Below are 18,600 nucleotides of genomic sequence, written 5' to 3' on the forward strand. Positions count from 1 at the left end.
GGAAAGTAGTTAACAAATATGTGAATCAGTATATCATCCGGAAAATGGAAATAGGTAGATTGACCGAATGCTTTGAGCGAAGAATATTCCGGCTTAAGAGGCAGGAAATATTCAGATAAAACGGCACATGGGGCACCCGGCCCTGAGAAGAATCTGTTTTCCGGATTCAAATAAAAAAGAATACAACGCAGAAAATGCGAACCTTTTTGCAACGGCGCAAAAAATCAGAAAAATCAGATAAGAAAAGGAGATTTGAATTATGAGTGATAACAGAATTATCGAATGTATGGAACGTGCACAGTATCTTCTTGGCAACCTGATGGCTGTAAAACCGGGCGAGGAAGTTTTGATTGTCGTTGACCCTCAGACCGATGAGAGAATGACCCAGGCGATGGCAGCAGCCGCTTTAAACTGTGGCGCTGAGTACGGTGTATACATGATGCCGATTCGTGGAAAAGACAAAGCAACCATCTTCCCGAAATCCCTGGAACTTGGCATGGATGCCTGCGATGTATTTGTCGGCATGACTACTGCATCCGGTGCAGCGATTTACAATAACCACTTAAAAGAGCTCATCAACCAGAAGAGACTCCGTGAGGTTTCCATCTGCTTAAGAAACATCGACAACTTCACACGCGGCGGCGCACTGGCTGATTATGAAGCTGTTTACGCAGACGGCGAGAAGCTGCAGGCAATCTGGAGAGGCCACAAGATGGCTCACATCACCACACCGGCTGGTACAGACCTTTACATGGAAATGAACCAGATGGAGCCGATCATCGAGTGTGGTATCGCAAGAAATCCGGGCGATGCAATGGCGTGGTCTGACGGCGAAGTTTCCTTAGGACCGGTTATCGATACAACCCACGGAAAACTGGTAATTGATGGACCTATCTGCTACTACGGCTGCCCGACCACACCGGTTGAGTTAAAGATTGAGAAAGGTCGTATCGTAGAAGTAGTCGGCGGCGACCCGAAGATCTGCAAAGAGATCCGTCGTCAGATTGCAGAAGTCAAAGATTCCGACAACATCGCAGAGATCGGACTTGGCCTGAACCCGGCTTGTATGTTCAACGGAGACTTCGAGGAAGAGAAGAAGGCAAGAGGAACCTGCCACATCGCAATGGGCAACGGCTTCTACTATGGACAGCCGGCACGCTCGACCGTACATATCGACATGGTACAGTACAATCCGACCGTTATCTTCGACGAGGGAACACCAGAAGAGGTTCTGATTGTAAAAGACGGCAAGGTTGTTTGTTTGGGCGACAAATAAAACTATTGCATCCAACTAGACAGTTCACCCCAATTATAACCATATAAATATACCTTACTGTTTTGTATGACGCCAGGAATCCCCGTTCAGCCAGTGTATCGGCTGAACGGGGATTCTTGGTATTTTTAAGTCTGATTTGGATGTGAAGTACCGCCTCCCGAGCAAGAAAAACAGGTGACATTGAGCCGGTATGGAACTGCGGCTGGATGGCAAGCAAGCCGATGCAGGCGATTATCGTCCTGCTGTACGGCAGTACCGTATTCTACGCAATTTTCAGCGCACTGGGAATGCTTCCAGCAGGATGGTAAACCCCTTATCACGAAATATTTATAACATATTCGCAAATGGGTATATTTGTTTATAAGTGTGTGCGGGTTTGATAGTATATAGTCAAACCTCATGAGGAACAGAAAAAACTAAATAAACAGCTATGAAACAGAGAACAATGACAGGCAGATAGCTTAAATCGGCTGGATGCAGAGACTGTCAAATAATAACAAAAGCGAGGAGAATGAGTTATGAGTGATAACAGAATTATCGAATGTATGGAACGTGCACAGTATCTTCTTGGCAACCTGATGGCTGTAAAACCGGGCGAGGAAGTTTTGATTGTCGTTGACCCTCAGACCGATGAGAGAATGACCCAGGCGATGGCAGCAGCCGCTTTAAACTGCGGCGCTGAGTACGGCGTATACATGATGCCGATTCGTGGAAAAGACAAAGCAACCATCTTCCCGAAATCTCTGGAACTTGGCATGGATGCCTGCGATGTATTTGTCGGCATGACCACCGCATCCGGTGCAGCTATCTACAATAACCACCTGAAAGAGCTCATCAACCAGAAGAAACTTCGCGAGGTTTCTATCTGCTTAAGAAATATCGACAACTTCACACGAGGCGGCGCTCTGGCAGACTACGAAGCAGTTTACGCAGATGGCGAGAAACTGCAGGCTATCTGGAGAGGTCATAAGATGGCTCACATCACCACACCGGCTGGTACCGACCTGTACATGGAAATGAATCAGATGGATCCGATCATCGAGTGCGGTATCGCGAGAAATCCGGGCGATGCAATGGCTTGGTCTGACGGCGAGGTTTCCTTAGGACCGGTGATCGACACAACCCATGGCAAACTGGTAATTGATGGACCTATCTGCTACTATGGATGCCCGACCACACCGGTTGAGTTAAGAATCGAAAAAGGGCGCATCGTAGAGGTAGTTGGCGGCGATCCGAAGATTTGTAAAGAAATCCGCCGTCAGATCGCAGAAGTTAAAGATTCCGACAACATCGCAGAGATCGGACTTGGACTTAACCCGGCTTGTATGTTCAACGGAGACTTCGAGGAAGAGAAGAAGGCAAGAGGAACCTGCCACATCGCAATGGGCAACGGCTTCTACTATGGACAGCCGGCACGCTCGACCGTACATATCGACATGGTACAGTACAATCCGACCGTTATCTTCGACGAGGGAACACCAGAAGAAGTTCTGATCGTAAAAGACGGCAAGGTTGTTTGTTTGGGCGACAAATAATATGGCTATATATTAAGAAATATCAAGAACGAATTGTCAATGAAAGACTGCATGAATTGCGGCTGTGATTTCCCCTTGAGCAGCCGCAATATAAAACATCAGGAATTTGTAAAAGCTTAGGAATTGAATAAACCTCCATATTAAAAATGGAAGCTGTGGACGCAGGTTAGCTGCCTTAGATGTGCAGAGCGCAGGTGTTCGCAGCTTCTTTTGAGTGCTGATTCACGCACCTGGAAGTTTTGTAAAATAAGCTGGATTCTGCCTGAAAACGGACGGAAAATACAGTTTATTTGTTTACAGATATAGAAATCTTATGATAAAATAATAACAATAAAAAATAACTGTTAGATATGGCGGTTATATTCGTTTATAGCAGATTTTAGCATAGAGATATGGGAAAGCGGATCAGCCATATTTAAGTGTAGAGCCATGGCAAAATTCGTTATGGGTCATGTGTGCAAGAACCGTAACATCATTTAAGCAAAGCAGGATGGAAAATGGACAGGGGGAATTGACAAATGCTGAATGAAATGAAGTACGTGTATGAGGTTTACAAAGAAAAGAGTTTTTCCAAAGCGGCGAAGAAGCTTTTTATCAGCCAGCCAGCACTCAGCAACATGGTGCGGAAGGCAGAGAAAGAGATGGGAGCGCCGATTTTTGATCGCAGTACGATTCCGCTGACGGTGACGAAGGAGGGCGCGTATTACATCCGTACCGTTGAAAAGATTCTTTTTCTGGAACGGAATTTGGAACGGTATTTTCAAGATATTGCGGGGCTTCAGGGCGGCACGCTGGCGCTCGGCGGTGCATCTTATTTCTGCTCGTTTGTGTATCCGGATCTGATTGCCCGTTTTCAGACAAAATATCCGCAGGTTACGATTGACCTAACAGAAGGAAATACGCGGGAGCTGAAAGCGGGGTTGGAAAATGAGTCGCTGGATCTGGTGTTGGAGACGGCGATGGAGAAGGACGATACTTCGATCAAACGGTATTTATTCCGGAAGGAAAATCTGATTCTGGCAGTTCCGGAAAGTTTTCCGGTTAACCGGAAGCTGCAGCCATACCGACTGTCCAGGCAGGAGATTCTGTCCAAGTCCTTTTTAAAACCGGAGGTGGAGGCAGTTCCGTTAAAGGAATTTAAGGATGTGCCGTTTATCACGATGAAACCGGGCAATGATATGTATAAACGAGGCGCGAAAATGTGCCGCAACAGCGGTTTTACGATGAAAACTGTGATGATGGTGGATCAGGTGCTGACTTCTTTAAATATCGTCTCCAATGGGGTTGGAGCGATGTTTGTGCGTTCTGATATTGTACAGTGGCGTCCGGAGGACCCGAGGCTGGTCTATTATAAGATAGACGACCCGTTGTCTGAGCGGGAGATCACATTTTCGGTCAAGCGGGGGCGTTATGTGACGGCGGCGATGCGTGAGTTTATGCGTCTAGCAGGCATCCGGTCGGATGATCCGGACGCCGATCCGGCTGCCGGGAGGCAAAAGGAGTAACGGCAATTTCCGAAGACAGGGACTGAATGCGGCGTAAATTCCGAAATGCGGTTGCAAAATCAGTTAATCGTGTAAATTTTATATAATTTTACGTCGATTTAGACTTTACCAGCAGTCCAAAGTATGATAAACTATAACAATGAGGGTAAATGAGTTGCCGATTAAAGGCGGAAGAATTTCTATTCTGGAGAATTCGCGGGATGCTATGAGAGACAGGAGCAAAGGTGGATTTTATGAAGGAGACAGAGGGGATTTATTTATCCAAGACGATGAGGAATAGGAGGAATGGCGGGCAGGAACATGGAAATCACAGTTGCGAAGACGGCTGGCTTCTGCTTTGGCGTGAAGCGGGCAGTCGAGAAGGTATATGATCAGATAGCGACGGGGAAGAAGCCGATCTATACCTACGGTCCCATCATCCACAATGAAGAGGTGGTGCGGGATCTGGAAGAGAAGGGCGTACAGGTCATCAATTCGAAGGAGGAACTGGAAGCCCTGAAAGAAGGCGTGGTCGTCATCCGTTCCCACGGCGTAGGCAGGGAGATCTATGAACTCCTGGAACGCCAGGGACTGGAGCTTGTGGACGCGACCTGTCCATTTGTCAAAAAGATCCACAAGATTGTCCGGGAACAGTGCGAAGCCGGACGCCGCGTGATTATCGTGGGAAATGAGCACCACCCGGAGGTCGAGGGTATCAAAGGCTGGGGAAATGAGTATACTCTGGCAGTCGAGTCACTGGAGGAATTTGAAAATCTGGCACTCAGACCGGATGAAAAGCTCTGTATCGTGGCGCAGACGACATTTAACTACAATAAATTTCAAGATTTAGTTGAAAAAATTTCAAAAACGTATTATGATATACTTGTTTTAAATACGATTTGCAATGCAACACAGGAGAGACAGGTTGAGGCGAGGCAGATAGCTTCACAGGTTGATGTTATGATTGTGATTGGAGGCAAGAACAGTTCTAACACACAAAAGTTGTATGAGATTTGCCGCAGGGAATGTAAACACACTTACTACATTCAGACACTGGAAGATTTCAAGCCTGAGATAACAGGTACTGTGCGCAGCGTAGGTATTACAGCCGGGGCATCGACCCCAAATCAAATTATCGAGGAGGTTCATACTAATGTCAGAATTAAGTTTTGAACAAATGTTTGAAGAATCATCATTCAAGAGATTACGTACAGGAGAGGCTGTTACCGGTCAGGTTATCGGTGTCAAGGAAGACGAAATCATTCTCAGCATCGCTGGAAGCAAATCCGAAGGCATCATCACAAGAAGCGAATTCACCAATGAGCCGGGCGTAGATCTTAGAACCAAAGTTCAGGTCGGCGACGAACTGGAAGCAAAAGTTCTGAAAGTAAACGACGGAGAGGGCATGGCTGCTTTATCTTACAAGAGACTGGCTGCTGATAAGGGTCTGAAACGTCTGAAAGAAGCTTTCGAGAACAAGGAAGTTCTGAAAGAGAAAGTTACACAGGTTATGGAGAAAGGTCTCGTAGTAGAGGTTGAGGGAACCCGTGTATTCATTCCGGCAAGCATGGTTTCTGATACTTATGATAAAGACTTATCCAAGTACGCAGGTCAGGAGATTGAGTTCGTAGTTACCGAGTTCAATCCGAGCGGAAGAAGAAGCCGTATCATCGGCGACCGCAAGCAGATCCTGCTTGAGAAGAAAGCTGCTATGCAGAAAGAATTATTCGAGAAGATCGCTGTTGGTCAGACCGTAGAAGGTGTTGTTAAGAATGTAACTGATTTCGGTGCATTTATCGACCTTGGCGGCGCTGACGGTCTGCTTCACATCTCTGAGATGTCCTGGGGCAGAGTTGAGAACCCGAAGAAGGTTTTCAAAGTAGGCGATAAAGTAAAAGCTCTGATCAAAGATATCAACGGCGAGAAGATTGCTCTGAGCTTAAAGTTCCCGGAGAGCAATCCGTGGGCAAACGCAGCTGAGAAATATGCTGTAGGCAACGTAGTAGAAGGCAAGGTAGCACGTATGACTGATTTCGGCGCATTCGTTGAGCTGGAGCCAGGTGTAGATGCACTTCTTCACGTATCCCAGATTTCCAGAGAGCATGTTGACAAACCATCCGACGTACTGAGCGTAGGACAGGTTATCACTGCTAAGGTAGTTGATTTCAACGAGGCAGACCGCAAGATCAGCCTGAGCATGAAAGCTCTTGAGAATCAGGAAGCAGAAGAAAACTAATCAAACGGTTGACGCTAGTTTCTCATCGGACAGATAGTGCGTCAGTCGGAGGATGAAAGAATCATCAGGCTGTCACTTCCACAGGAAGAATGTGGAGGTGGCAGCCGTTTTTGTGATGGCGTGGGGCATGGTATTCTTGACCGGAACGCAGTTGGGTATTTCTGGGATTGGAAGAAAGAGCTGGCTGTTTCTGGTGCTGTAGAAAGCTATTTGGTGATTTTATTAAGATAAAAATGAAAACAGGCAGTATGGCGTATGTGATGGAACATAGGTTGTACGGTCTGTTTTTTTGCGTGATGAGGAGCGGGATACGGCGTGGTGAAGGGTTGTGGGAGCAGAAAGATGGATTGGAGTGAGTCATAAGGATATTTGGAAAAATATTGACAAAGAAGATACACTGATATATAATTCAGGTACAATATTATATAACATATAATATTAAACAAGAAAAAATATTATATTTTAAATCAGTGAATCTTAGGAGGGATAAGATGGTTTTTAATACAGGAGCTGCGCTTCTGGATGCGATCGTCCTTTCAGTTGTATCAAAATCTGCAGAAGGAACATATGGGTATAAGATCACGCAGGATGTCCGTCAGGCAATCGAAATATCGGAGTCCACGCTTTATCCGGTGTTGCGGCGGCTTCAGAAGGATGACTGCCTGGAAACATATGACCGGGCGATCGACGGCAGAAACCGACGGTATTACAAAATAACGGAGGCGGGACGGATTCAGCTGAATCTTTACCGGGGTGAGTGGAACGTGTATGCAGGAAAAATTTCAGAGATACTGAAAGAGGGATAAGGAGAGGCAGATCATGAAAAAAGAAGCATTTTTAGAGAGGCTGGAAGCGCTCTTGCAGGATATTCCGGAAGAAGAAAAACGGGATGCGATTGACTATTACCGCGATTATCTGGAGGAAGCGGGACCGGAGAAGGAAGAAGAGGTACTTGCAGAATTTCAGAGTCCGGAGCATATTGCCGAGGTAATCCGGATGGAGCTGCAGAGTGAATGGAGTGGCGGCGAATTTACAGACCGGGGGTACAATGACAGCCGGTTTGAAGAAAAGCGGACGACTTTATCCAGAAGCGGTGGGGCAGAACAGGGAGAACGAGAAAAAGAAGCAGGATTTCAGGCTGGAACCGAGGATGCCCCATTCCGGGAATTTCGGGATGAGGAAACGGGAGAAAATGCGGCATCCAATGAGAATCAAAGAAGCCGTCTGAGCGAGATGCTGCATTGCTTAAAAGAAAAAATAACCGGTTCCAAGATTGGAATGGTTGTGGCAGTTCTGGTAGTGCTTGCAGTTCTTCCATTTATCTTTTCGCTGGTAACGGGAACTGTGGGAAGTGTTTTTGGGCTGGCAGTCGCACTGGCAGCGATACTGGTGGTGCTGGGACTGATGACGGTGCTGGTGTTTGTTGGCGGAATTATGCTGTTTGTTCTGGGTACGGCGAGTCTGTTTGAACATTTTGCGATGGGACTGATGTTCATCGGATTGGGTATCGCGGCAGAGGGCAGCTGTCTGCTTCTGATATGCGGCTGTATCCTGTTTTACGGTGTATTTCTGCCGTGGGCAGTCAAGGGAATCATTCAGCTTTGCCGTCAGGCGGCAGGTTATCTGTCAGCCAGGGCGTAGGAGGATAGGAAAATGAAAAAATGGATGAAAAAAATGGCAATCATAGGCGCCGTCCTCTTTGTGGGTGGAATCGGCGTGACATCGATTGGCGCTGCCATCGGAGGCGCAGCTGCCGGGCTGGATTTTCTGATCGATCAGGAAAAAAATTTTCAGGATAAATATAACTGGGGAGATTCGGAGGAGATATGGGATGATACGGAGCAGCTGCCGGAAGAGATCGACGAGCCGGATGAGATGGAAGAGCAGCTGGACAGAGAAAAACAATGCGAATAGTTTTCCAGAAAATGGACATACTCTGAGTACACAAGGTGGAAAGGAGTATTTTTTATGGATGAAAATAAGGTGGATTTTGAGAAAATGACCCCGGCAGAGCGGCTGAAATATGAGGTGGCGGAAGAAATTGGACTGGCGGACAAGGTACGGCGGTATGGCTGGAGAAGCCTGACTGCCAAGGAGAGCGGGCGGATTGGCGGTCTGATGACGAAGAAAAGGCGGGAGATGAAACAGGATAAGAAAGGCTGATAGATATTTGCTTGAAAACACCAAAAGCCCTTGAAAATAAAGGAAAAATCCAATATTTTCAAGGGCTTTCAAATCTGCCGGCTGCGGGACTTGAACCCGCACGGTGTTGCCACCAATGGATTTTGAGTCCACCTCGTCTGCCATTCCGACAAGCCGGCTGTCTATCGACGCTTTTTATCTTACCAAAATTGGAGACAGATTGCAACTGTTTTTTTGTTTGTTTTGAAATTAAGAAGCGAAGCATTCGCAGGGGCTTGCGTGTTTCATTAAAATAAGGTATGATTAGGTTCAAATGGGTTTATGAACGCGTCATGCGTGAATGATAATTCATATGGAATGACAGACTGGAAAAGGAGGTGGCGTCTGTGACCTGTCGGGAAGCGGAGCGTCTTGTGACGCCGTATATCCAGGATAAACTGAGCGGGGATGAGCTGGAAGCGTTTCTGGAGCATCTGGAACATTGCCGCAACTGTCAGGAAGAATTGGAAATTTATTTTATGGTGGATGTCGGACTGAAACAGCTGGACACCGGATCGGGTACTTTTGATATCATGGGCGCACTGCAGAAGCGGATCGCTGAGTCATATGCCCGCGTGCGCCGGATGTGGCGCTTCCGGAAAATGGAGTATGCGGTCAATACGCTGGGCGTGATGGCGGTATTGGTGACGGTGATGCTGCAGGTCAGGATTTGGCTGGCACCATAGAAAAAAGCAACAAGTGATAGAACAGGAGACGGAAACAGATGGGCAAATTAGTGCTGATAGATGGTCATAGTATACTCAACCGGGCATTTTACGGGGTGCCGGAGTTGACAAATTCGAAGGGACTCCACACCAATGCAGTGTACGGATTTTTAAATATCATGTTCCGGGTGATCGAAGATGAGGGGGCAGACTATCTGGCAGTGGCATTTGACTTGAAAGAGCCGACATTCCGTCACAAAATGTATGCGGCATACAAGGGAACGAGAAAACCGATGCCGCAGGAGCTGCATGAGCAGGTTCCGGTGATGAAGGAAGTGCTGACAGCGATGGGCGTGCCGATTCTTACCAAGGCGGGATATGAGGCAGACGATATTCTGGGAACGATCGCGAAACACTGTGCGGCGGAGGGCGTGGAGGTTTCTATCGTATCAGGAGATCGTGATCTGCTGCAGCTTGCAGATACGCACATTAAGATTCGGATGCCGCGTACTTCGAAAGGTACGACGGAGATACGCGACTATTACCCGGAGGATGTGAAGGCGGAGTATCAGGTGACGCCGATCGAATTTATTGATGTAAAGGCGCTGATGGGCGATACTTCGGATAATATTCCGGGCGTGCCATCGATCGGTGAAAAGACGGCAACCAGCCTGATTACCACCTACGGAAGCATTGAGAATGCGTATGCACACATTGATGAGGTAAAGCCGCCGCGCGCACAGAAAGCGCTTCGGGAGCATTATGACATGGCGCAGATGAGCAAGGATCTGGCAACGATCCGCATCAATTGCGAGATTGGTTTTTCGCTGGAGGAGGCGAAGCTGGATTCGCTTTACACGCCGGAGGCATATCAGTATATGAAGCAGCTGGAATTTAAGTCCATTCTGCAGAAATTTGGTGAGGACGCCTTTGCGTCATCAGAAATGGAAAAATCTTTCCGTCTGGTAAATGATTTTGGCGAGGCACAGGTGATTTTTGACCGTGCACAGCGCGCGGAGGAGATCGGCGCGCAGCTGGTGATTGAAAAAGGAGAGGTTGTGGCACTGGCACTCTGCCTGGACGGGACATCGATCTATGCGATCCCGGCGGCTGGGTTCCTGACCGGACAGTATCTGGCGGAGGAGCTGGAACGCCTGATGGAGGTGGTTCCGTCTGTGACGGTTCTGGATCTCAAGATCCAGCTTCCATTTCTTAAAAATCACAGCCGCCGGATCGTGGACGGCATCCGGAATGCAGAAGGAAACCGTGCGGTTATGGACGCAGGCGTGGCGGCGTATCTGTTAAATCCGCTCAAGGATACCTATGGATATGATGACCTGGCGCGCGATTACCTGGATATGACCGTGCCGTCACAGGTCGATTTGCTTGGAAAAACGGCGCTGTCGGATGCATTTGAGACAATGCCGGAGAAAGCGTTGAATTGTGTCTGCTACATGGCATATACGGCGTGGAAATCGCGGGAAATCCTGCTGGGGCAGCTTCGAAGACATGGAATGCTGCATCTCTTTTATGAGATAGAGATGCCGGTTATTTACAGCCTCTACCATATGGAAGAGGAAGGTATTCAGGTGCGCCGGGAGGAATTGAAAGCCTACGGCGAACGCCTCCAGACGCAGGTAGAGAAACTGGAGCAGGAGATTTACGCCGAGACGGGCTGTGAATTTAATATTAATTCCCCGAAGCAGCTGGGTGAGGTTTTATTTGAAAAAATGTCCCTGCCGGGCGGCAAAAAGACGAAGACCGGCTATTCGACGGCGGCGGATGTGCTGGAAAAACTGGCGCCGGAGTATCCGGTTGTGCGGAAAGTATTAGACTATCGCCAGGTGGCGAAACTCAAATCGACCTATGCGGACGGGCTGGGTGCATTTATCCGGGAGGACGGACGAATCCACGGAACCTTTAACCAGACGATCACAGCGACAGGACGTATCAGCAGTACAGAGCCGAACCTGCAGAACATTCCGGTGCGTATGGAGCTGGGACGCGAGATCCGGAAGCTGTTTGTACCGCGCGAGGGCTGTGTGCTGGTTGACGCTGATTATTCCCAGATTGAGCTGCGTGTGCTGGCGCATATGTCGAATGACAAGAACCTCATCCAGGCATACCGACAGGCGGAGGACATCCACGCGATCACGGCGTCGCAGGTATTCCATGTGCCGCTTGAGGAAGTGACACCGCAGCTTCGCCGCAATGCAAAAGCAGTCAATTTCGGTATCGTATATGGTATCAGCGCGTTTGGGCTGGGCGAAGATCTCGGTATTTCCCGCAAGGAAGCAACCGAGTACATTGAGCGCTACTTTGAAACCTACCCGGATGTCAAACGTTTTCTCGATGGTCTGGTAAAAACGGGCAGGAAATACGGCGAGGTCAAGACTATGTATGGGCGTGTGAGACCGATTCCGGAGCTGAAATCCGGCAATTTTATGCAGCGTTCGTTCGGTGAGCGTGTGGCGATGAATTCCCCGATTCAGGGAACTGCAGCCGACATTATCAAGATTGCGATGATCCGCGTCGATCAACGCCTGCGCCGCGAAGGACTGCGTTCCCGCATTGTCCTCCAAGTGCACGATGAACTCCTGGTTGAAACCTGGAAAGAAGAGCTGGAACAGGTGCAGTCGATTCTGGCGACGGAGATGAAACGTGCGGCGCAGCTGCAGGTGGAGCTGGAAATCGATATGAAGACGGGAAATTCGTGGTTTGAAACGAAATAATGGAAAGGTACAGATAAACATGAAGATAATCAGTATTACCGGAGGCGTTGGTTCCGGTAAGAGTGAGGTCCTGCGTGTGCTGCAGGAGGAATTTGACGCGGAAATTATTAAGGCAGATGAAGTGGCTCACCAGCTCATGGAGCCGGGTAAGAAAGGCTATCAGCATGTGGTAGAGGCGTTGGGTGATTCCTTTTTAAATAAGGACGGCAGCATTGACCGCAAAAAGCTGGCGGCGCTTATTTTCCAGAATAAAGAGGCGGTGGAGACGATGAACGCCATCATCCACCCGATGGCGTGGGAGGAGATCCGCTATGCGATCAACCATTCCGACAAGGAGATCATCGTTGTGGAGGCAGCTCTCTATGATGACGACCATAATGCGATGTTTGATGAAATCTGGTATGTATACACATCGGTGGAAAACCGCATCAAGCGTCTGATGGCAAGCCGCGGCTACAGCGAGGAAAAATGCCGGGGCATCATGGCAAATCAGGCATCCGAGGACGATTACCGGAGTTTTGCGACGCGTGTGTTGGACAACAACGGCGGGATTGAGGATATTCGGAAGCAGATAGCGTCATTTTTAGGAAAAGAGGATTAGGATACATATGCGGATGGTTAGTATTGCCAGCGGCAGCAGCGGGAATTGTATTTATATAGGAAGCGACAACACCCACGTTCTGGTGGATGCGGGGATCAGCAACAAGCGTATTGAGATGGGGTTAAATGACCTGGGGCTGAATGCGCGGGAACTGGATGGAATTCTCATCACGCATGAACATTCCGACCACATCAAAGGGCTCGGCGTGCTGGCGCGCAAATATGGCACACCTATTTACAGCACAAAAGAGACATTAGAGGAAATTCAGGATTCCAAGAGTCTTGGCGAGATTCCGGAAGATCTGATGCACCCGATTACGCCGGATGTTGATTTTATGGTAGGAGATCTGGAAGTCAAACCGTTCCGGATCGACCATGATGCAGCGAATCCTGTTGCCTACCGGGTTCAGAATGAAAAAAGATCGGTGGCGGTGGCGACGGATATGGGGCATTATTCCCAGTACATCATTGACCATCTGCAGGGGCTGGATGCGATTTTGCTGGAAGCCAACCACGATGTCAAAATGCTGGAGGCAGGACCGTATCCGTATTACCTGAAGCGTCGTATCTTAGGCGATTACGGACACCTTTCCAATGAAAATGCGGGACGGCTTTTAAGTTCCATCCTGCATGACAATTTGAAGCATATTTTCCTGGGGCATCTGAGTAAGGAAAATAATTACGAAGAGCTGGCATATGAGACGGTGCGTCTGGAGATCACAGAGGGAGATACGCCGTATAAGGCGAATGATTTCCCGATCACAGTGGCAAAACGCGATGCAGTGTCGCAGATTGTGACGGTGTAGAAGACGTAAAAGTATTAAAATTGGTTATACAAAGTCTGAAAACAAGCCAGAAGATATATTTGGGGTTATGGCTTGGAGGCATGAACAAACGTGTGGGGTTGACAGAAATATCGTTACTGTACACGCATACGTGTCCAGTAACGGAATATCATTTTAGGTGTAAAAGTCAGCAGCCGGATGGCAGTTGAGTTTTTATAGAAATTAGTAAGTCATAAAAACATTTCCGCCATAGGACGGAGAGCACACAGGAGGATGAAAGCTATGAGTAAGATTATTATTACTATCGTTGGACAGGACCGCGTCGGTATCGTTGCAAAAACGTGTAACTATCTGGCTGACCACAACATGAACATTCTTGACATCACGCAGACGATCCTGCAGGAATATTTCAACATGATGATGATCGTGGATATTTCCGGTTCCAAGACATCCTTTGATGATATGGCGCATGAGCTGGACAAGCTGGGACAGGAGATCGGCGTAAAGATTCTCTGTCAGAGAGAAGAGATTTTTACCAGTATGCACAGAATCTAAGCAAATATTTTCAGAAAGGACGTAAAACCAATGATTAACATGCAGGAAGTTCTGGAAACTAATAACATGATCGCGCATGAAAAACTGGATGTGCGGACGATCACGATGGGTATCAGCCTCTTAGACTGTGTGGACAGTGATCTGGCGAAGATGAATGAGAAGATCTACAATAAGATTACAACTTATGCGAAAGATCTTGTATCGATCGGCGATGCCATCGGACGTGAATTTGGGGTTCCGATCGTCAATAAACGTATCTCGGTTACTCCGATCGCGCTGGTAGGTGGAAGTGCCTGCAAGAAGAGCGAGGATTTTGTAGAGATTGCGAAAACACTTGATAAGGCGGCGAAAGAAGTGGGCGTCAACTTTATCGGAGGCTATTCCGCATTGGTTTCCAAGGGGATGACACCGGCGGAAGAGCTTCTGATCCGCTCGATCCCGCAGGCACTTGCCTGCACCGACCGTGTGTGCAGCTCCATCAATGTCGGTTCTACCAAGACAGGTCTTAACATGGATGCGGTCCGCCTGATGGGCGAGATGGTTGTGGCAACCGCAGAGGCAACGAAGGACAATGATTCCCTCGGCTGTGCGAAGCTGGTTGTATTCTGCAACGCGCCGGATGATAACCCGTTCATGGCAGGTGCATTCCATGGCGTGACTGAGGCGGATGCGATCATCAACGTCGGCGTCAGCGGTCCGGGAGTTGTAAAGACGGCTCTGGAAAAGGTACGTGGCGAGAACTTTGAGGTGCTGTGTGAGACGATCAAGAAGACGGCGTTCAAGATCACCCGTGTTGGACAGCTGGTAGCACAGGAGGCGTCCAAACGTCTGGGCGTTCCGTTTGGCATCATTGATCTGTCGCTGGCACCGACTCCGGCAGTCGGAGACAGTGTGGCGGAGATTCTGGAAGAGATCGGCTTAGAGCGCAGCGGTGCACCGGGTACAACAGCAGCGCTGGCAATGTTAAATGATCAGGTTAAGAAGGGCGGCATCATGGCGTCCTCCTATGTTGGCGGACTCAGCGGTGCGTTTATTCCGGTCAGCGAGGATCAGGGCATGATCGATGCAGTTTCTGAGGGTGCGCTTACGATTGAGAAGCTGGAAGCAATGACCTGTGTCTGCTCTGTAGGTCTTGATATGATTGCGATCCCAGGCGATACGAAAGCGACCACGATCGCCGGTATCATCGCGGACGAGGCGGCAATCGGCATGATCAACCAGAAGACAACGGCAGTCCGCCTGATTCCGGTCATCGGAAAAACAGTGGGCGATACGGCAGAGTTCGGCGGTCTGCTTGGCTATGCGCCGATCATTCCGGTCAACCGTTTCTCCTGCGACAACTTTGTCAAACGTACCGGACGTATCCCGGCACCAGTACACAGCTTTAAGAACTAATAGGAGTTTCATATGGAAAAATCACAGGAACTGAGAGAGGTGCTTCTGCGGTATCTCGATGCCGATCTGGAGCGAATCATTTTCAGCAACCCGAGAACCCGTGAATCCTATCTGAAATTAACCGTGCGTCCTCTGCTTTTGCGGGGGGCGCTTGCTTTTCAGACGGAAGAATTTACGGAAAAACAGGCATTTCAGAAAAATCAGAACGCAGAAAAGACCGTCGAGTACCTGCTCGGAGAACTGGAAAACCGTTACCGCAATGCGGAGATCGCGTCGCTTCACGGGATTGTCAATATTCTGATCAGTAAGAAGGGGACAGTGACGATCAAAGAGAAGAAGGTGGGGGTTAAAAGGGCAGAGAATCGGACGGTATCGGTGGCAGCAGGTGATGTGCAGAAAGCTGGAAAGCAGATGCCGACGAAGAGTCATGCAGATGTGAAAGAAAATTCGCTCGAAAAATCGGGTCAGAGTCAGTCAAGTCACGAAAACGGAAAGATGCAGAGAAGTGCTAAAATACAGGGAAATGGTAAACTGCAGAGCAATGCGAAACAGCAGAAAAATGCAGGAACAGGACTGTCGGCTGGCATGGATGCCGCAGCGTTTTCAGAACGTCTGGCTTCGTTATCCCATAACCGTACTAAAAAATACGTCCTTCAGGAAGGCGTCCCAGTCCCATTTCTGGTAGATCTCGGTGTCATGACGGCAGAAGGCAAAGTTGTGAAATCCCGCTACGACAAATTTCGCCAGATCAACCGTTTCCTGGAATTTATTGAGGATGTACTTCCGAATCTCGATCCGAACCGGACGAATACGATCATTGATTTCGGATGCGGGAAATCATATCTGACGTTTGCGATGTATTACTATCTGCATGTACTGAAAAAATATTCGATCCGTGTCATCGGTCTGGATTTGAAAAAAGATGTCATTGCGCTTTGCAACCGCCTGAGCAAGAAGTTTGGATTTGAGAACCTGACCTTCCTGCACGGCGACATCGCCGGATATGAGGGCGTCGATCAGGTCGATATGGTCGTGACGCTGCACGCCTGTGATACAGCGACCGATTATGCGCTGGCAAAAGCGGTCAAATGGGGCGCAAAAGTCATTCTTTCCGTTCCATGCTGTCAGCATGAGATTAACAAGCAGATTCAGAACGACCTTCTGTCGCCGGTTTTACAGTACGCCTTCTGAAAGAACGTATGTCGGCGCTTCTGACCGACGGAATCCGTGGGCAGCTCCTCGAAATGTCCGGCTACCGGACGCAGATTCTCGAATTCATCGACATGGAACATACACCGAAAAACATCATGATCCGTGCGATCCACCAGGGCAAGAAAGCAGACGGGGCGGCATTGGAGGCAATGATGAAGGAATTGCATGTGAAGCCGACGTTGTATGGATTGTTGGTGGGGGATGAGTAGAAAAACTGTGGCAGGTATAGTTGTATACTGAAGCTTATTTTTTGAATGAACGTTCAAAAAGTGAGTTATTAGGAACAACTATACCTGTTTTTGTTTTGTGTATATTCAGCAGTTGGAACAGTTCTTAGAAAATTGTGATATTGCAGATTTTGGAAGCTTTTAGAATAAAGAATTGAAATGATAGATCAAATGCGAAATATCAGAAATTAAATTTGATATTTATCATATAAGATTGTTCACATCGCATTTTCATGATATGATAAAAGGAAGAAAGAGTATTTGTTAAAAAAAATGATAGAACAAGAGGTGACATTATGGCGGTTAGTTATAAAAAGCTGTGGAAAATGCTAATTGATAAAGATATGAGGAAGAAAGACTTACGTGCATTGACTGGATTTAGTACAACAACAATGTCCAGATTGGGCAAGGATGAGAATGTGAGTACGGAAATTTTATCAAAAATATGTTCTGCTTTAAGTTGTGATGTTGGAGACATCATGGAATTTGTTCCTGATAAAAAAGAGGAACAGTAAGGAGGTACGGTAGTATGGATCATTCTTATCCTTATATTGCGTCTCTGACCAGAGAACCGTTCCTTTTCTACGAGATGCGTTCTACCGCAAAGCTAATGGCAGAAGGAAATTCAGATGATGCGATTGTGAAAGAAATTGTAGAGCAGAATCTTTTCCAGTACCCAACGGAAAAATCTATCACACGCATGGCGAAAGCCTGTATCAAACGGCTTCATGCTCTGGAAGATGATTCTCTGGTTTCTGCGATTGCGTCACAGCCAACAGATGTAGCAAAACAGATTTGTCTGTATGCGTTGATGAAGCAGAGCCGACTGGTCTGGGAATTTATGCTGACCGTCATTGGTGAGAAGTACAGATTAAGGGACACGTCTTTTGGTAAGATAGATTTGAATACATTTTTTATGCGCTTGCAGGAGCAGAATGATACCGTGGCTTCCTGGTGCGATACTACAATAACAAAGTTAAAACAGATCATTGCCAGAGTGCTTGTTGAAACAGAATATCTCGACAATCTCAAGGCAGATCATTTGAATCCAGTATGGCTACATCCTGTTTTGGAGAATGCCATCAGAAGCAATGGCGACACAGCGATACTGCCAGCGTTTAATTGCTTTTCTTAGGAGGTAGCCAATGAGTGACATAAAAGAACGCCTGGACAAAGTTCGGGTATTGATTCAGGAACCGGAGTTCCTGGAAGGCAAAGGACTCAGCAATGAGGTGAATATCAGAATCTTCTGCTATGAACCGGAGAATGAAATGGTTGTCCGCCATTTTGTGAATCAGTTGGAAACCGATCAGTCCTTAGATTGCCATTTGATCGTTTGTAATTTATATAAAACATTTCTCTCTATCTGCGATGATATGGACATCACAGATGCGATTCCCGATATGGAGGAAGCTGACGGGAGTGTTTATCTTCTGGAGCAGCTTAACTCCGCAATCGGTAATGGAGAGTTTATTGATAAAATCCAGTATGAGCCACATGAACCGGGTGATGTGCTGATGCTGACAGGTGTGGGCGAGGTGTTCCCGTTTATGAGAATCCATACGTTACTGGAAGCCTTGCAACCGTATTTTTCGGATGTTCCGATTTTGGTTATGTATCCGGGTGAGTTTGATGGTCGTCATGTAAAACTGTTCAATCGGTTGACACCAAATGATTATTACCGGGCATTCAATGTCATAGATTAAGGGGGATAAAG

At 47.7% G+C, this 18,600-nt stretch carries 20 protein-coding genes, 1 tRNA gene and 1 pseudogene; 21 read left to right on the plus strand and 1 reads right to left on the minus strand.

Annotation, left to right across the window (positions count from 1 at the left end; all coding sequences use genetic code 11):
- Window positions 1-259: 259 nt before the first annotated feature.
- From DWZ45_RS03120 to DWZ45_RS03165, 10 genes and pseudogenes are all read left to right on the plus strand, one after another.
- On the plus strand, window positions 260-1,276 hold the full coding sequence (locus DWZ45_RS03120; protein ID WP_118467556.1) for an aminopeptidase: 1,017 nt from the start codon (window positions 260-262) through the stop codon (window positions 1,274-1,276).
- Between the two features lie 518 nt (window positions 1,277-1,794).
- Complete coding sequence (locus tag DWZ45_RS03125; RefSeq protein ID WP_118467558.1) at window positions 1,795-2,811, plus strand: aminopeptidase; 1,017 nt, start codon at window positions 1,795-1,797, stop codon at window positions 2,809-2,811.
- Window positions 2,812-3,329: 518 nt separating this feature from the next.
- Window positions 3,330-4,316, plus strand: a complete 987-nt coding sequence (locus DWZ45_RS03130; RefSeq protein ID WP_106999740.1) for a LysR family transcriptional regulator — start codon at window positions 3,330-3,332, stop codon at window positions 4,314-4,316.
- A 300-nt stretch (window positions 4,317-4,616) separates the two neighbouring features.
- Window positions 4,617-5,468 (plus strand): 4-hydroxy-3-methylbut-2-enyl diphosphate reductase, encoded by an 852-nt coding sequence (ispH, locus tag DWZ45_RS03135; protein WP_118467777.1) that lies wholly within the window; start codon window positions 4,617-4,619, stop codon window positions 5,466-5,468.
- Window positions 5,449-6,531: a 30S ribosomal protein S1 gene (gene rpsA, locus DWZ45_RS03140; protein WP_022360427.1), complete on the plus strand. Its 1,083-nt coding sequence runs from the start codon at window positions 5,449-5,451 to the stop codon at window positions 6,529-6,531. The genes ispH and rpsA overlap by 20 nt, the downstream gene beginning before the upstream one ends.
- Before the next feature lie 106 nt (window positions 6,532-6,637).
- Window positions 6,638-6,730: pseudogene (locus DWZ45_RS03145) on the plus strand (EamA family transporter); the annotation flags it as partial.
- Between the two features lie 292 nt (window positions 6,731-7,022).
- A complete protein-coding gene (locus tag DWZ45_RS03150; protein WP_022360428.1) occupies window positions 7,023-7,337 on the plus strand; it encodes a PadR family transcriptional regulator in 315 nt (104 codons plus the stop codon).
- Window positions 7,338-7,350: 13 nt separating this feature from the next.
- Window positions 7,351-8,172 (plus strand): DUF1700 domain-containing protein, encoded by an 822-nt coding sequence (locus tag DWZ45_RS03155; protein ID WP_118467560.1) that lies wholly within the window; start codon window positions 7,351-7,353, stop codon window positions 8,170-8,172.
- Between the two features lie 12 nt (window positions 8,173-8,184).
- The gene (locus tag DWZ45_RS03160; protein ID WP_118467562.1) at window positions 8,185-8,445 is read left to right on the plus strand and encodes a hypothetical protein; all 261 of its coding nucleotides are present in this window, start codon (window positions 8,185-8,187) and stop codon (window positions 8,443-8,445) included.
- 54 nt (window positions 8,446-8,499) lie between these two features.
- Window positions 8,500-8,694, plus strand: a complete 195-nt coding sequence (locus DWZ45_RS03165) for a small, acid-soluble spore protein, alpha/beta type (RefSeq protein WP_118467563.1) — start codon at window positions 8,500-8,502, stop codon at window positions 8,692-8,694.
- 75 nt (window positions 8,695-8,769) lie between these two features.
- Here DWZ45_RS03165 and DWZ45_RS03170 read toward each other — a convergent pair.
- Window positions 8,770-8,852, minus strand: a tRNA-Leu gene (locus DWZ45_RS03170).
- 207 nt (window positions 8,853-9,059) lie between these two features.
- On the opposite strand from DWZ45_RS03170, the gene DWZ45_RS03175 reads away from it, so the two are divergent.
- From DWZ45_RS03175 to DWZ45_RS03225, 11 genes are all read left to right on the plus strand, one after another.
- Complete coding sequence (locus DWZ45_RS03175) at window positions 9,060-9,398, plus strand: zf-HC2 domain-containing protein (RefSeq protein ID WP_022360432.1); 339 nt, start codon at window positions 9,060-9,062, stop codon at window positions 9,396-9,398.
- 38 nt (window positions 9,399-9,436) lie between these two features.
- Window positions 9,437-12,109 carry a DNA polymerase I gene (gene polA / locus DWZ45_RS03180; RefSeq protein WP_118467565.1) on the plus strand — a complete coding sequence of 891 codons (2,673 nt, stop codon included), beginning with the start codon at window positions 9,437-9,439 and terminating at the stop codon, window positions 12,107-12,109.
- Between the two features lie 19 nt (window positions 12,110-12,128).
- Window positions 12,129-12,710: a dephospho-CoA kinase gene (coaE, locus tag DWZ45_RS03185; RefSeq protein WP_107000385.1), complete on the plus strand. Its 582-nt coding sequence runs from the start codon at window positions 12,129-12,131 to the stop codon at window positions 12,708-12,710.
- A 7-nt stretch (window positions 12,711-12,717) separates the two neighbouring features.
- Entirely contained in the window at window positions 12,718-13,515 is a 798-nt protein-coding gene (locus tag DWZ45_RS03190) for an MBL fold metallo-hydrolase (RefSeq protein WP_022360435.1), read from the plus strand.
- Window positions 13,516-13,776: 261 nt separating this feature from the next.
- Window positions 13,777-14,049 (plus strand): ACT domain-containing protein, encoded by a 273-nt coding sequence (locus DWZ45_RS03195; protein ID WP_022360436.1) that lies wholly within the window; start codon window positions 13,777-13,779, stop codon window positions 14,047-14,049.
- A 30-nt stretch (window positions 14,050-14,079) separates the two neighbouring features.
- The gene (locus DWZ45_RS03200) at window positions 14,080-15,444 is read left to right on the plus strand and encodes a PFL family protein (protein ID WP_118467567.1); all 1,365 of its coding nucleotides are present in this window, start codon (window positions 14,080-14,082) and stop codon (window positions 15,442-15,444) included.
- 12 nt (window positions 15,445-15,456) lie between these two features.
- Window positions 15,457-16,635, plus strand: coding sequence for an SAM-dependent methyltransferase (locus DWZ45_RS14790; protein WP_338126559.1), 1,179 nt, complete (start codon window positions 15,457-15,459; stop codon window positions 16,633-16,635).
- 8 nt (window positions 16,636-16,643) lie between these two features.
- The gene (locus tag DWZ45_RS14795; protein WP_118467568.1) at window positions 16,644-16,865 is read left to right on the plus strand and encodes a hypothetical protein; all 222 of its coding nucleotides are present in this window, start codon (window positions 16,644-16,646) and stop codon (window positions 16,863-16,865) included.
- 314 nt (window positions 16,866-17,179) lie between these two features.
- The gene (locus tag DWZ45_RS03215; RefSeq protein WP_106999747.1) at window positions 17,180-17,398 is read left to right on the plus strand and encodes a helix-turn-helix domain-containing protein; all 219 of its coding nucleotides are present in this window, start codon (window positions 17,180-17,182) and stop codon (window positions 17,396-17,398) included.
- A 14-nt stretch (window positions 17,399-17,412) separates the two neighbouring features.
- Window positions 17,413-18,018 (plus strand): DUF1819 family protein, encoded by a 606-nt coding sequence (locus DWZ45_RS03220; protein WP_106999748.1) that lies wholly within the window; start codon window positions 17,413-17,415, stop codon window positions 18,016-18,018.
- A 10-nt stretch (window positions 18,019-18,028) separates the two neighbouring features.
- A complete protein-coding gene (locus tag DWZ45_RS03225) occupies window positions 18,029-18,589 on the plus strand; it encodes a DUF1788 domain-containing protein (RefSeq protein ID WP_106999749.1) in 561 nt (186 codons plus the stop codon).
- Window positions 18,590-18,600 lie beyond the last annotated feature (11 nt).

Source organism: Clostridium sp. AF32-7AC, assembly GCF_003477925.1.
Lineage (GTDB): Bacteria > Bacillota > Clostridia > Lachnospirales > Lachnospiraceae > Otoolea > Otoolea fessa.